The following is a 14,030-nucleotide window of genomic DNA, read 5'->3' as shown; positions in this document are numbered from 1 at the left end:
GGCACTGGTGATGTGCGTGCTGCTGATGGTGCAACTGCGCAGTTTCTCGCGCATGTTCCTGGCGTTGGCGATGGCTCCGTTCGGGCTCATCGGTGTGGTCCTGGCCATGTTGCCGACGGCAACGCCCATGGGCTTTGTCGCGCAGCTGGGGGTCATCGCCCTGGTGGGCATGATCGTGCGCAACGCGATCATCCTGATCGAGGAGGTCGACATCAACACGCGGCTCGGCCAATCCCCCTCCGAGGCCATAGTGCACGCCTCGATGCACCGCGCCCGGCCGATTCTGTTGACCGCCTGCGCCGCTATCCTCGGCATGATCCCGATCGCCCCGCAGATATTCTGGGGCCCTATGGCTTATGCGGTGATTGGTGGGTTGGCCGTGGCGACAATAGTGACCTTGACGGTTTTACCTTGTGGCATTTCCCTTCTGCTGCAATGGGAAAACCGGCCAAGGCAAGCACCAGGGGCCTCCTCGGATACTGTTCATGAAGAACCCGCCAGCGGCGCATGAACCTTCCACTGTAGATCCACACTGCTGCATGGATGATGCTGCTGGGTCGATAATGAACACCCCATTGCCTCGGTGAGGCAATGGGATGAATGCCCCAGGTAGATCGAACAGGATCAACGGTAAAACAATCGCGATGCCCCCGTCAGTTACCGAGCGGCTCTTGCAAGGGGGCACTCGTTGCGAACACCTGGGTGGCGGCCGCGATATCCTGATCGCCGTAGCCCATCAATAGCGCACGTTGCGCGACCTGGCACACCGCGTCGAATACCGGTGTCCAGGCACCTTGTGCATGCTGGGATTGGGCAATGTAGGCAAAGGCGCCCGCATGCACATCGAGCCTCGCCTGATCGCTGGTGAAATCCTGTGTTTCGAGCCGACGAACCGCTTCTTCGAGGGCATCGGCGATAAAAAAGCGCGACGTATCGAGCAGGCGTCGGGGCGTCGCCGTGTTGCACAGGCCAAATCGCTCGCTCGCAGCCACGGCCTCGAAAAACGCAACCATGGCGGCGAATGCATGCGCGTGAAGCACGGTTCCAAAGGCGAAGGCCTCTTCCCAGGGAAGGAAGCTTGCATGGCCGGCAAGTACTTCAAGCAGTGCCCGATGCTGTTCGAAGGCTTCACGTTCGCCAGTATGGATGCAGTGGCTTTCACGATGACCGACATTGCGTGGGTAGGCCACTATCGTCCCTTTGAGATAGTGACCGCCCGCCCGATTGATGAGTGCCTGAAGCTCCAGGCTCTCTTCTTCGGCGCTGGTGGTGTAGTCGACGATTGTGCGATTGGCGAGTGCACGCGTCACCCCCGCCATCCCCAGCACTTCAAGTGTCGCCTGGTTGTCCAGAAGCACGAAGACCGCAACCGGGCTGGCGTCGAGCGCGGCCTCGACAGAGTCGCAGAGGTGAGCGCCAGCGGCCACCAGCGCTGTGGCCTTGCCGGGTGATCGATTCCAAATCGCTACGCGTTTGCCCTGTTTGAGAAAGGCTTGCGCCATAATCGTTCCCATGGCGCCAAGTCCCAACACGGACACCTCAAAGTCGAAGCTCGCTTCATTTTGCTCGTGCACAGTCAAACCCTCATGGTTGTTGTTTTACCTGCTCTGTGGAGTTGCCTGGACAGCCAGTGGGGTGGCTGTGCAGGCCTTGGTTCAAAGTAGGTTCTGTGACCGCGCCCAGTCCGTTGCGTCACTCAGCGTTCGCTCGAATGCGCTGAAGATGGCGTCAATATCCTCCTGCGTGCTAATCAGCGGCGGGCAGAAGGCAACCGTGTCGTATATGGAGCGAATGATCAGCCCATGCTTGTGGGCTTGCTTGAAGATGTAGCTGCCCAGGATTCCCGGTTGGCTGAACGGTTGTTTCTGCGCTTTGTTCGCCACCAGCTCGATCCCGCCCACCAGCCCTACTCCGCGCACGTCGCCCACCAGGGGATGATCCTCGAAAGCCCGCAGCCGGCTCTGGAACACCGGAGCCAAACGCTGGACATGGCCCACCAGGTCACGCTCTACGATGATGCTGATGTTTTCCAGGGCCACGGCCGTGGCGACGGGATGACCGCTGGTGGTCAAGCCATGCACGAACGCCCCCAGGCGATCACTCTGGCTCACCAGAACCTCATTGATGGCATCGGACACCAGCAAGGCCGCCAGCGGCTGATAGGACGAGGTGAGCTGCTTGGAAAGCACCATGATATCGGGCTGGATATCGTAGAGCTGAGCACCGAACATTGTGCCCAGCCGGCCAAAGCCGGTGACGATCTCGTCGATCACCAGCAGGATGTCATAGCGTTTGCACACCACCTGGATCGCCGCCCAGTAGCCCTTGGGAGGTGGCAGCACTCCGCCCGCGGCGATGAGCGGCTCGCCGATAAAGGCGGCGATGGTCTCCGACCCCTCAGCCAGGATGTGCCGCTCCAGCTCGTGCGCCAGGCGCATCGAGAACGCCTCTTCGCTTTCCCCGGGCTTGGCCAGACGGTAATAGTTCGGGCAGGTCAGGTGGTGTACGGGAATCGCCGGAAGATCGAAGTCGCGATGAATCGACGGGATACCGGTCAGGCTCGCCGAAGCCACGGTGGTTCCGTGATAGGCCTGCTGGCGAGAGATGAATTTTTTCTTCGCGGGCCTGCCCAGTGCGTTGTTCAGGTACCAGACCACCTTCACCACCGAGTCGATGGCTTCGGAACCGGAATTAGTGAAGAACACATGGTTCAAGTCACCGGGGGCGAGTTCAGCCAGCTTGGCGGCCAGAGCCGCGGCGGGAGCATGGGTCTTGTGACTGAAGTTGTGGTAGTACGGCAGCTGTTTGAACTGTTCCACGGCCGCATCGACCAGGCGTTGTTCGCTGAACCCCAATGCCGTGCTCCAGAGGCCCGACATGGCTTCGATATAGGCATTGCCCTGGTCATCGATCACCCGTATGCCATCACCCTTGGCGATGACGACAGGCCCGACCTCGCGGTGCAGGGCCAAGTTGGTATAGGGATGGATAAGGAACGACAGATCGTTCTGCTTGGTTGAAGCGACACTTTTCATCAGCTGGTTTTCCTCCTGTGACGGGTTGCCGATCACTGGCCCCTTTGCAGCACGGGCATGACCACGTGCTGCCCTGGCGTCCTGATCCATTTACTTGCCCAGCGCTGCCGCCACTGACTCGGCGAAGATCCTCAAGCCTTGTGCAAGCTGATCGGTGGGTGTGTTGATGGGAGGCATCAGCTTGATGATTTCGCCGTTCGGGCCGCAGCGATCCGCCAATAGGCCTGCCCGAAGCGCACGCTGCTGGGCATCCTTGCTGAGCGCAACGTTGCCACGGCCGAAGTCGATGCCGGCCACCATGCCGCGGCAGCGTGCACCGACCACGCCCGGAATCTCGGCGATGTCGGCGACCGCTCGCGCCATGAGCGCACTGTTCTCGGCGAGCAGTTTGAGGAATTGCTCGTCGTGCCAGTAGCCGAGCGCGATCTGGGCGGTGAGAAACGCCAGCTGGTTGCCGCGGAAGGTGCCGATGTGATCCCCCGGCTGCCACACATCCAGCGCGGAGCGAATCAGCACAATTGCCATCGGCAGCCCAAAGCCGCCGATGGATTTGGCACAGGTCACCAGGTCCGGCTGGATGCCGGAACGCTCGAAACCGAAGAAGTCCCCGGTGCGCCCGCAGCCAGCCTGCACCTCATCACAGATCAGAATCACACCGTGCTCAGTGGTCCACTGGCGCAGTCGTTGCAGCCAACTGTCCGAGGCCGCATACACACCCGCCTGGATCTGTACCGACTCCACGATCACTGCCGCAGGCAGCTCCGAGCCACTGCCCTGGTCGTTGGCCAGGCGCTCAAGAAAACCGATGCTGTCGAACTCGCCGTATGGGCTGTCTTCGTAGGGAACGAAAATCACCTCGGAGGACAAACCGGCGCCGCGCCGAGTGCGGTTGCCGGTGACCGCCAGGGCTCCGGCGGTCATGCCATGGTAAGCCCCATAGAAGGAGACGATCTTGGTCCGCCCGGTGGCCTTGCGTGCCAGCTTCAGCGCGGCCTCCACCGCGTCGGCGCCGGTGGGGCCGGTGAACTGGACCTTGTAGTCCCAGCCCCGCGGATCGAACAGGTCGCGCTTGATCGACTCCAGGAAGCGACGCTTCATGCTGGTGTGCAGGTCCAGGGCATGGGTCACCCCATTGGCCGACAGATAGTCGATCAGGGCATCGCGCATGCGCGGGTCGTTGTGGCCATAGTTGAGCGCCCCGGCGCCGGCGAAGAAGTCCAGATAATCACGGCCATCCTCGGCGTGGATCTTGCTGCCCTGGGCGGTATCGAACACCAGGGGCAGGTCACGGCAATACATCCGGACGTTGGATTCGAGTTTCTCAAAGGTCTCGATGTTGTTCATGCATAGCCTCTTGCAGTTATCCGGGCCCGGCCGGCAGGCGGCTTGCCCGAGGGATTCACGATGCCTTGTATCAGTGCTTGAACATCACATGCCGCACCACGGTGTAGTCTTCCAGGCCGTACATGGACAGATCCTTGCCGTACCCGGACAGCTTCACGCCGCCATGGGGCATCTCGCTGACCAGCATGAAGTGGGTGTTGACCCAGGTGCAGCCGTATTGCAGGCGAGCGGCCAGGCGGTGGGCCCGGCCTATGTCCGCGGTCCATACCGAAGACGCCAGGCCGTAGTCCGATTCATTGGCCCAGGCCAGCGCCTGGGCTTCGTCCTCGAATTCCGAAACCGTCACCACCGGGCCGAAGATTTCACGGCGCACCACCTCATCCTCCTGGGTCGCGCCAGCCAACACCGTGGGCTCGAAGAAGAACCCGCCCCCCGCGGCGCGCCGGCCACCGGTCACCACTTCGATGTGCGGAAGTTCCAGGGCGCGTTTGACAAAACCCTCGACACGCTCCAGGTGCTCTTGAGTGATCAGCGGGCCCATCTCGGTGGTCGGGTCGTCCTGCAGCCCGGACTTGATGCTGGACACCGCCTCTCCGAGCTTGCGCACGAACTGTGGATACACGGCCTTCTGTACATAGATGCGACAAGCCGCGGTGCAGTCTTGCCCGGCGTTGTAGAAGCCAAAGGCGCGGATGCCCTCCACGGCGGCGTCGATGTCGGCGTCATCGAAGATCAGCACCGGGGCCTTGCCACCCAGCTCCATGTGCATGCGCTTGACGCTGTCGGCCGTGCTTTCGATGATCCGGCTGCCGGTGCTGACCGAGCCGGTCAGGGACACCATGCGCACCTGCGGGTGGCCGGTCAGTGGCTCGCCCACCGAAGCACCGCGCCCGTGAAGGATATTGACGACGCCAGCGGGGAAGATTTCGGCCAGCAGTTCTCCCAGTTTCAAGCTGGTCAGTGGGGTCTGCTCCGATGGCTTGAGCACCACGGTGTTCCCGGCTGCCAGCGCCGGGCCGAGCTTCCAGGCCGCCATCATCAACGGGTAGTTCCACGGCGCGATGGAGGCCACCACGCCCACCGGATCGCGGCGGATCATCGAGGTGTGGCCCGGCAGGTACTCGCCCGCCGCCGAACCCTGCAGGCAGCGAACCGCACCGGCGAAGAAGCGGAACACATCAGAAACGGCCGGAAGCTCGTCTTGCAGCACCGCATTGAACGGCTTGCCGCAGTTGTCCGATTCCAGGCGCGCGAATTCCTGCGCCTGGGCATCGATGCGGTCGGCCAACTTGAGCAGCAATGCCGCACGCTCTTTGGGCGGTGTTTGCGACCAGCCGGCAAAAGCGGCGCTGGCGCTCTGCACCGCCGCATCGACCTGGGCGCGACTGGCCTCGCGGGTCTGCACCAGCACCTGGCCCAGGGATGGGTTGTACACGGCCAGGCTTTCGCCCTCTCCTGCCACCAGAGCGCCATTGATCAGAAGTTTGGTTTGCATATCAATTCTCACTGTTGAACGGCAAGGCCAGTGCCTGGCCTTGGGTCTATTGATGGTGCGTTCGATGGCAGCGCAGCCGACGATTCCGCAACTGCGCCAGCCGCCAGTTCTCTAGGCCAGGGCATCCGGTACGGGGCTGCGGAAAAAGCTCGTGCGGCACGCCAGGTAAACCACGCCCACGCCAAGCCAGATGCTCCCCATGATCAGTGCGTCCTTATCCAGACTGACCAGCATCCAGCCTGCGGTGATCGCCCCGATGACCGGCAAGATCACACCGCGCAGGAGTCCGGCGCCGTCTTTGACTGCTGCATTGAAGGTCAGCCGCAGGGCGCACAGGTTGACCGCGGTGAAAGCGACGAAGGCCCCGAAGTTCACCAAGGAAGTGGCGGTGGCAATCGTCAGGGCAAAACCTACAGTGCCGAAAGCGCCGGACAGCAGGATGTTGAACGTCGGCGTCCGGTAGCGCGGGTGCAACACGCCGAAGAACTTGCGCGGTAGCTGGTTGTCCCGGCCGAGGGCGTACAGCAGTCGCCCCACACTGGCCTGGAACGACAACCCCGCGGCGAAGTGGGCGATGATGATGCCCGCCAATACCACCGCGAAGAACAGATCCCCGCCGATCATCCGGGCGATCTCGAACGCCGCGCCGTCCACGTTGGCAAACTCCATGGCGGGATGGGCCAGGTACATGAAGTACGAGGAACCGACGTACAGCACGCCGCCGCTCAAGGCGACCAGCAGAATCGCCCGCGGAATCGTCCGGCTCGGGTCCCTGGTCTCCTCGCTCAAGGTGGACAGCGCGTCGAAGCCCAGAAACGAGTAGGCGGCAATCGCGGCACCGGCCATGGTAGTGGCAAACGGCACGTCCTGATTGAAGAACGGCTTGGCCGACAGCAGCCCGCCAGGGCCATTGGCGGCGACGATGTAGTGCCAGCAAAGGCCGATGAATACCGCAATGATCGCCAGCTGGATCACCATCAACAGAATGTTGAAGCGGTTGGCCACCTGGATGCCCAACACATTCAGCACCGTGCTGGAGACAATGAACCCGGTAATCCATACCCACTGCGGCACATCAGCAAAGGCCATGCTGAGATAACTGGCCCCCAGCAACCAGATCAGCATCGGAATGAAGAAGTAGTCGAGCAAGGCGACCCAGCCCACCATAAAGCCAAGATTGGGATTCAACATCTTGCGGGTATAGATGTAGGCCGAGCCGGCAGCCGGGAACACCTTGACCAGGCGCCCGTAGCTCAACGCAGTGACAATCACGCCAATCGAGGCAATGGCATAAGACAGGGCCGTGGTGTTGCCGCTGGCTTGGGAAATCACGCCATAGGTTCCAAAGACGATCAATGGAGCCAGGAACGCCAGACCGAAGAGCAAAACGGAAAACGGGCCCAGGGTGCGCTTCAACGAGGCGCCGGAGTGTGCTTCGTTCATGATCGACACTCCTCAACCGGCAAATTGGTAAGCGGCGATGATGATTGCGTGATAGGTCTCCACGCTCATCTCCTTGGCGTTGCTGGCATCCGAAAAATTCTTCTTCGACTTGTCGGCGATCGTCAGGAAGTCTTCTTCACGCACCCCTTTCACCTCGGCAAAGCGAGGAATGCCCAGGGCCTTGCTCATCTGGAACAGGTAGTCGACAGCCGCCTGGGCGGCATTGGTGGGCGAGAGACTGGGGTCGATGCCCAGCGCGTAGGCGACCTGGGCATGGCGCAGAATGTCCGCATCCAGATTGTGGCCGAAGACAAAGGGCAGGAAGATCGCATTGCCCACGCCGTGCGGCGTGTCGTACATGCCGCCAATAGCCTCGGAGATGCAGTGCACGCTGCCCACGTCGGCATTGCCGAATGCCATGCCGGCGATCAGGCTCGCCACCAGCATCTGCTCACGGGCCTCCAGGTTAGAGGGTTCCTGGACTGCCGGCTTGAGGTACTGGCTGATCAAGCGAATGGCATGCAGGGCCAGGCCGTCGCTGATCGGATTGGACACGCGACAGGTGTAGGCTTCGATGGCATGGGTCAAGGCGTCCATACCGGTCGCGGCGGCTATCGACGCAGGAAGCGTGGCGGTGATGTGCGAGTCGAGCAGGGCCAGCACCGGGCCGATCCGGTAGTCCAGCAGGTTCATCTTGAAGTGGCGCGCAGTATCGGTGATCACCGAGAAGCACGTCACCTCGCTACCGGTGCCCGCGGTGGTAGGGATCGCCACGATGGGCAGTACCCCGTGCTTGAGCTTGAAAGAGCCCTCGTAGTCTTCGATCCGACCTTCGTGGGTCAGCAGCACGCTCAGGGCCTTGGCGGCGTCCATCGCACTGCCCCCGCCAACGGCCAGGAGGCCATCGATACCTTTGCCCCGGTAGGCCTCTGCGGTGTGATTGATGTCGTCGCTGCGAGGGTTGGCCTTGATGTCGGCGATCTCATCGAAGTCGATGCCCGACCTGTTCAGGCTGGCATAGACGCTGGTCAACAGCCCTGCGGCCTTGACCCCGGCATCCGTCACGATCAGCACGCGCTGCAGACCGAGTTCATCCAGATGCTCGCCGGTGCGCTCACGCAGGCCGGGTTCCACGACCACTTTGGTGGGGAGTAGGAATTGGAATTTCATACAGACCTCTTGCCGGTTAGGTTCAGTTTTTGTCGTTTTTAACGGTTCTCGGCAGCAACAACGGGTGGGCTATACGGCTAGCCCGAATCCCTGCGCGGGTAGCGCTGGGTCACTTCCTGTGTTTTTTGTCCGCTAGACCAGGCCGGGCATGAGCTGCGCGGATTGCCAGAAGCCATCCGCTTGCGCCTGTGCAACAGCTGGAACATCAGTCAACTCGGACAACGTGCTTGTTGTTATTCAATGTGCAGGGGTTGCAGGTCGATCAGGGTTTGGTGTTGGCGGCGCTGGCCTCCTGTTGGGCCTGCTCGCGGAGGACGAATTTCTGGATCTTGCCGGTGGCCGTCTTGGGCAGCGCCATCAGCGACACATGCCGGGGGGCCTTGAAGTGCGCCAGATGCTCGCGGCACCAGCGGATCAGGTCGTCGCCACTGGTGCTGGCCAGGGCGTCTACGCGCAGGGTGACGAACGCCTGCGGGGTTTCGCCCCAGCGCGCATCGGGGCGCGCCACCACGGCGGCCTCGACCACCGCGGGGTGCAGGTAGAGCACTTCTTCGATTTCCAGCGAGCTGATGTTCTCGCCGCCGGAAATGATGATGTCCTTGGCCCGGTCCTTGATTTCCACGTAGCCGTCCGGGTGCAGCACGGCCAGGTCGCCGGTGTGCAGCCAGCCGTCGGCCAGTGCGCTGCGCGTGGCCTCCGGGTTATGCAGGTAGCCCTTCATCACGGTGTTGCCACGCACCACCAGCTCGCCCAGGGTGGCGCCATCGGCCGGGACCGCACGGCCCGTGTCCAGGTCCAGCACGCTGGCCTCCTCGAGCATCGGGTGGGCCACGCCCTGGCGACTCATGAAGCGGGCGCGGGCTTCCAGGGGCAGCTCGTCGATGCCCGGTTGCCACAGGCACAGGGTGCTGGGGCCGTAGCTTTCAGTCATGCCATAGGCATGGGTGATGCTGAAGCCGCGGGCCTCCATGGCGGCGATCACCGCGCTGGGCGGCGCGGCACCACCGGTGATCACCGACACGCTCGCCGCCTTGGTCGCCGTGCCGCCATGCTCGGCGTGGATCAGCATCGACATCACCACCGGTGCCGCGCTCAGGTGGGTCACCGCATGCTCGGCGATGGCCTCGTGGATCGCTTCCGCTTGCACCTTGCGCAGGCACACATGGGTGCCACCGGACAGGGTCACCGCCCAGGTGTGGCTCCAGCCATTGCAGTGGAACATCGGCAAGGTCCACAGGTAGACGCTGCGTGGGCCGAGCTGGAAGATCAGCGCCCCGGCACAGGCATTGAGGTAGGCCCCGCGGTGGTGCAGGACCACGCCCTTGGGATCGCCTGTGGTGCCGGAGGTGTAGTTGATGGCGATCGATTGCCACTCGTTCTGCGGCGCACTCAGCGGCCGACCGGGGTCGCCCTGGGCCAGGAACGCTTCATAGTCCAGGTCGTGGGCCAGGTCGGCCGATTCGGCCTGATCATCGTCGATCCCCACCAGCAATGGCGGCGACTCGAGCATGGCCAGTGCCTGGTGGACCACCGCGCCGAACTCGCGATCGCAGATCAGCACCTTGGCCGCGCAATGGCGCAGGATGAAGGCGATGCTGCGCGCCTCCAGGCGAATATTGATGCACACCAGCACGGCCCCGGCGCCCGGCACGCCATAGTGCGCCTCGAGCATCTCGGGAATGTTCGGCGCCAGGATCGCCACCCGCTCTCCCGGCTGCACCCCCACCTGCTCCAGGGCACTGGCCAGGGCGCGGCTGCGCTGGTGCAACTGGCGGTAGCTGTAGCGCCGCGCACCGTAGACCACCGCATCGCGCTGCGGGTACACCTGCGCGGCACGCTTGAGGAACGACAGCGGCGACAGCGGCACATGGTTGGCTTGGTTGGGGGCAAGTTCGTGCTCGAAGGTCGAGGTCATCATGACTGCCACTCCATCGAGACATTGCCCAGGCATCGCACACACATATACACCTCCTGACCGTTGCGGGTTCTTGTTGTCCTGGCGCCCGGGCGCCTCACAGGCTGCTGCACAGGTGGCCAGCGTCGACCACGATCTCGGCGCCGCTCATGCCGCGGCCGGCATCGCTGGCGAGCAGCAGCAAGGCACCGTCCAGGTCTTGCGGCTGGCTGAAGCGCCGGCCGGGAATGCGCGAGCGCAGCTTGTCCCCGGCCTCGCTGGCGAGGAACGCTTGGTTCAAATCGGTGATCACGTAGCCCGGCGCCAGGGCGTTCACGCGGATGCCGTGACGCGCCAGTTCCAGCGCCATGGCGCGAGTCAAATGGGCCAGGCCGGCCTTGGCCGCAAGGTAAGGCGCAACGGCGCCCGCCACCCGGCTGGCGAGGATCGAGGTGACATTGATCAGGCTGCCGCCCTGCCCCGCGGCGATCATCCGCCGGGCGCTTTCCTGGGCCACGATCCAGGCGCCCTTGAGGTTGGTGTCGAGCACCCGGTCCCAGTCTTGATCGTTGCAGTCCAGCAAGGGCTGGCTATCACTCACCCCGGCGTTGTTCACCAGCACATCCAGCGGGCCGGCAGCGTCCAGCACCCGGCAGACATAATCGCGGCAGGTCACATCGAGGGCAAAGGCACGGGCGCTGCCGCCGGCTACCTCGATCTCCTCCACCAGGGTCTGCAGCGGCTGCAGGCGCCTGGCGGTCACCAGCACTTCGGCGCCGGCGGCGGCCAGGGTCATCGCAAAGTGACGGCCAAGGCCGCTGGAGGCCCCGGTCACCAGGGCTCGGCGCCCATCAAGGGCGAACATTCGGGCAAGCAGCGGCTGCATCAGTGGGCTCCCAGGCGCTGGTCGAGGATTTTCTTCGCCAGGCTCATGCGGTGCACTTCGCTCGGGCCGTCGTAGATACGGAACGGGCGAATGTCGCGGAAGATGCGTTCCACCACGGTCTCACCGGTCACACCACGCCCGCCCAGCACCTGCACGCAACGATCCACCACTCGCCACAGCGCCTCGGCGCTGATCACCTTGGCCATGCTCGAATCCACATTGGCCCGCTGCCCCTGATCGAGCACCCAGGCGCAATGCCACACCGCCAGGCGTACCAGGTGCAGGTCCATCTGGTTGTCGGCCAGCATGAAACCCACGCCCTGGTGCTCGCCCAACGGCTTGCCGAAGGCGTCGCGAGTGCGCGCATAGTCGCAGGCAATATCGTGGGCGCGGCGCGCGGCCCCAAGCCAGCGCATGCAGTGCGTCAGGCGTGCCGGCGCCAGGCGCACCTGGGCATAGCGGAAGCCTTTGCCGATTTCCCCCAGCACATCGCTCGCCGGAACCCGCAGGTTGTCGAAGCGCAACTGCCCGTGGCCACCGGTGAAGCAACTGTCCAGGGAGTCCAGTTGCCGCTCGTGGATGATCCCGTCGCGCTGCATGTCGGACAGGAACATGGTTGCCGTGCCGTCCTCCATGCGCGCCATGATGATGGCGAACCCGGCGCCCTCGGCCCCGGTAATCAGCCATTTGTGGCCATTGATCAGGTAGTCGTCGCCATCGCGGGTGGCGGTGGTACGCAGCATCGAGGGATCGGAGCCTGAGCCCGGGGCCGGTTCGGTCATGGCGAAACAGGAGCGCACATGCCCCTGGACCAGTGGCCGCAGCCAGCGGTCCTTCTGTGCTTCGGTCGCCACCACGTCCATCAGGTGGATGTTGCCCTCATCCGGGGCGTGGATGTTCAGGGCCACCGGGCCCAGTGGGGAATACCCGGCTTCTTCGAAGACAATCGCCTTGGCCACATGACTCAGGCCCAACCCGCCCATTTCGCGGCTGGCGTGGGGGGTCAGCAGGCCGGCGACCCGGGCGTGGGCCAGCAGCTCCTGGCGCAGGGCGTCGCTGGGACCGTGGCCATCCTGACGGCAGTCGTTCTCGAACGGAATAACCTGTTCAGCGATGAAATCGCGGGTTTTGGCCTGCAATGCAAGCAGCTCGTCCGGCAGGGTGAAATTCATGTCTGTCCTTCTTTCTTCAGTCGGTCCGGGGAAAGGGTACGGGCGGCGCTCAGGGCACGGCCTTGGGGTTGCTGATCGCCAGGCGGGCGACGGTCACTTGGCGTAGCGCCTTGACCAGGGCGAGCTGCTGCTGCCTTGCATCGTGGCGGCCCTGGCGAATCTCTTGGGCAAGTTGCCGCCGGGTCTCGGGCAATGACGGCCCGGCCCCCTCGGTCAGGGCCCCCAGCAGTTCTTGTTCTTGGCTGCAGACCCGGGCTTGCAGGCGACTTTCGCGGGCCGCAATGGCCATGGCATTGGCGATCATCAGCGCCGGGTAGCGCAGTTCAGCGGACAGCGCAGGCAGCAGTTGCTCGAGCAAGGTCTGGCGTGCGATCTCCAGAAGTTCATGAGCGTTCGGCTGGGTCATGGCGCTTCTCCGCCGGTCAGGTTGAGGATGTCGAGCTCCAGCTCCGGCAACAGGCGCGCGGTCAGCGCCAGTTCGAGGGACGGTTCTTCGCCGGACAGGTGGCGCTGCCCCTGCTGCAGAGCGATCACTGCCCAGCGCAGGGTCGCCATGACTTGCCAGTAATGCAGTTGGCTGCGCTCGATGCGCAATGGCGAGACCTCGTGGTACCCGTGCAGGAAATCCTCCAGCAGGCCGATACCGCCCGCCTCGAGGTCCGGACGGGTGAAACGCCAGCAGCGGGCGGTGAACCAGCCAAGGTCCTCGCAAGGATCGCCCCAGCCGCTGAATTCCCAGTCGAGCACCGCTTCCAGCCCCTGCTCGCTGGCCAGGTAGTTGCCCGTGCGGTAATCGCGATGCAGCAGGCACAGACCGTTGCTGGATGGCGCGTGCAGTTCACACCAGCGCAGGCCCCACTCCAGTACTGGGTAAGCTTCGGCCAGGGTGTCGAGGTAGCGGCGATAGGCACTGATGGTATTCAGGGCCGGTGCACGGTCCGGCACGGGCAGGAAATCCAGCGCTGCGCACGGCGGGCGGATTTGATGCAGGCGCGCCAGGTTGGCCCCCAGTTGCGCCGCCAGCCGCGCCTGGCCGCGGGCGCCGGCCCCTGCGCTGAGCAGGCGCCCTGCAGCCACCCCCGAAACGAACTCCATGAGGAAGAACACCCGTCCGTGAACACTCGGGTCACGGCACAGCCAGAGCGGCCGCGGTACTTTTCCCCCGGCCTGGTGGACCACCTGCAACACGGCAAATTCCTGTTCGCGATCGAGGCTCGCCGGCAGCGCGGAAAGCGCATCGCTGCGCAGTACCCAGTGTCGGGTACCAGCCCATGGGCCGCCTTCGATCTGCAGTTCGAGCAGCCAGTTTTCCTGGATCGCGCCACCGCTCAGGCGCTTGCGGGCATCGATGACCACTCGCGTGGCGGCGGCATGCTCGCGGATGAAGTCGACCAGGCGCTGATCGTCGGTCGGGCTTGCGGGCGCGTTGCCAGTGGTGGGTCTCATAGGGGAACTGCTCATGGATCGATGGTCCCTGCCTTCAGTTTTGAATTAGCAGGTCAGCAGGAGCAATGCCTGTGCCAACTCTTCGCTGATCGCCCGCAAGCCACGCCAATCCTGGCGTCTGCTGTCTCAGTGAGAAGCGATGCAA

Annotated in this window: 12 protein-coding genes; 1 reads left to right on the top strand and 11 read right to left on the bottom strand. The window is 63.7% G+C overall.

The annotated features are described in order from the left end of the window. Positions 1–511 (top strand): efflux RND transporter permease subunit (locus CAG11_RS20480; RefSeq protein WP_143494672.1); only part of this gene is annotated, 511 nt, incomplete at its 5' end. A 142-nt stretch (positions 512–653) separates the two neighbouring features. Here CAG11_RS20480 and CAG11_RS20475 read toward each other — a convergent pair. The 11 genes from CAG11_RS20475 to CAG11_RS20425 all read right to left on the bottom strand — a co-directional run bounded on the left by CAG11_RS20475 (position 654) and on the right by CAG11_RS20425 (position 13,900). Further along, complete coding sequence (locus CAG11_RS20475) at positions 654–1,574, bottom strand: NAD(P)-dependent oxidoreductase (RefSeq protein WP_085597663.1); 921 nt, start codon at positions 1,572–1,574, stop codon at positions 654–656. Positions 1,575–1,655: 81 nt separating this feature from the next. Then, positions 1,656–3,125: an aspartate aminotransferase family protein gene (locus tag CAG11_RS20470; RefSeq protein WP_256578600.1), complete on the bottom strand. Its 1,470-nt coding sequence runs from the start codon at positions 3,123–3,125 to the stop codon at positions 1,656–1,658. Then, entirely contained in the window at positions 3,126–4,379 is a 1,254-nt protein-coding gene (locus CAG11_RS20465; RefSeq protein ID WP_085597661.1) for an aspartate aminotransferase family protein, read from the bottom strand. A gap of 70 nt (positions 4,380–4,449) precedes the next feature. Then, complete coding sequence (locus CAG11_RS20460; RefSeq protein ID WP_085597660.1) at positions 4,450–5,874, bottom strand: gamma-aminobutyraldehyde dehydrogenase; 1,425 nt, start codon at positions 5,872–5,874, stop codon at positions 4,450–4,452. A gap of 111 nt (positions 5,875–5,985) precedes the next feature. Further along, positions 5,986–7,317, bottom strand: a complete 1,332-nt coding sequence (locus CAG11_RS20455; protein ID WP_085597659.1) for an APC family permease — start codon at positions 7,315–7,317, stop codon at positions 5,986–5,988. A 12-nt stretch (positions 7,318–7,329) separates the two neighbouring features. Continuing rightward, the gene (locus tag CAG11_RS20450; RefSeq protein ID WP_085597658.1) at positions 7,330–8,487 is read right to left on the bottom strand and encodes an iron-containing alcohol dehydrogenase; all 1,158 of its coding nucleotides are present in this window, start codon (positions 8,485–8,487) and stop codon (positions 7,330–7,332) included. Positions 8,488–8,749: 262 nt separating this feature from the next. Continuing rightward, positions 8,750–10,405, bottom strand: coding sequence for a long-chain-fatty-acid--CoA ligase (locus tag CAG11_RS20445; protein ID WP_085597657.1), 1,656 nt, complete (start codon positions 10,403–10,405; stop codon positions 8,750–8,752). A gap of 94 nt (positions 10,406–10,499) precedes the next feature. Then, positions 10,500–11,267: an SDR family NAD(P)-dependent oxidoreductase gene (locus CAG11_RS20440; RefSeq protein WP_085597656.1), complete on the bottom strand. Its 768-nt coding sequence runs from the start codon at positions 11,265–11,267 to the stop codon at positions 10,500–10,502. Further along, positions 11,267–12,439: an acyl-CoA dehydrogenase family protein gene (locus tag CAG11_RS20435; protein ID WP_085597655.1), complete on the bottom strand. Its 1,173-nt coding sequence runs from the start codon at positions 12,437–12,439 to the stop codon at positions 11,267–11,269. Before CAG11_RS20435 ends, CAG11_RS20440 begins: the two co-directional genes overlap by 1 nt. Before the next feature lie 49 nt (positions 12,440–12,488). Further along, a complete protein-coding gene (locus tag CAG11_RS20430) occupies positions 12,489–12,845 on the bottom strand; it encodes a DUF6285 domain-containing protein (protein WP_085597654.1) in 357 nt (118 codons plus the stop codon). Continuing rightward, positions 12,842–13,900, bottom strand: coding sequence for a phosphotransferase family protein (locus CAG11_RS20425; RefSeq protein ID WP_085597653.1), 1,059 nt, complete (start codon positions 13,898–13,900; stop codon positions 12,842–12,844). Before CAG11_RS20425 ends, CAG11_RS20430 begins: the two co-directional genes overlap by 4 nt. Between the last annotated feature and the right edge of the window lie 130 nt (positions 13,901–14,030).

Origin of the sequence: Pseudomonas sp. B6(2017) (genome assembly GCF_002112765.1) — a bacterium.
GTDB classification, from domain to species: domain Bacteria; phylum Pseudomonadota; class Gammaproteobacteria; order Pseudomonadales; family Pseudomonadaceae; genus Aquipseudomonas; species Aquipseudomonas piscis.
The sequence above is the reverse complement of the archived record's forward strand: the minus strand, read 5'-3'. Positions and strand labels throughout refer to the sequence as shown.

Coding starts and splice junctions, on each gene's coding strand:
- CAG11_RS20450 (WP_085597658.1), bottom strand. CDS start 8,487: ATGAAATTCCAATTCCTACTCCCCACCAAAGTGGTCGTGGAACCCGGC.
- CAG11_RS20430 (WP_085597654.1), bottom strand. CDS start 12,845: ATGACCCAGCCGAACGCTCATGAACTTCTGGAGATCGCACGCCAGACC.
- CAG11_RS20425 (WP_085597653.1), bottom strand. CDS start 13,900: ATGAGCAGTTCCCCTATGAGACCCACCACTGGCAACGCGCCCGCAAGC.
- CAG11_RS20455 (WP_085597659.1), bottom strand. CDS start 7,317: ATGAACGAAGCACACTCCGGCGCCTCGTTGAAGCGCACCCTGGGCCCG.
- CAG11_RS20460 (WP_085597660.1), bottom strand. CDS start 5,874: ATGCAAACCAAACTTCTGATCAATGGCGCTCTGGTGGCAGGAGAGGGC.
- CAG11_RS20470 (WP_256578600.1), bottom strand. CDS start 3,125: ATGGATCAGGACGCCAGGGCAGCACGTGGTCATGCCCGTGCTGCAAAG.
- CAG11_RS20435 (WP_085597655.1), bottom strand. CDS start 12,439: ATGAATTTCACCCTGCCGGACGAGCTGCTTGCATTGCAGGCCAAAACC.
- CAG11_RS20465 (WP_085597661.1), bottom strand. CDS start 4,379: ATGAACAACATCGAGACCTTTGAGAAACTCGAATCCAACGTCCGGATG.
- CAG11_RS20440 (WP_085597656.1), bottom strand. CDS start 11,267: ATGCAGCCGCTGCTTGCCCGAATGTTCGCCCTTGATGGGCGCCGAGCC.
- CAG11_RS20445 (WP_085597657.1), bottom strand. CDS start 10,405: ATGATGACCTCGACCTTCGAGCACGAACTTGCCCCCAACCAAGCCAAC.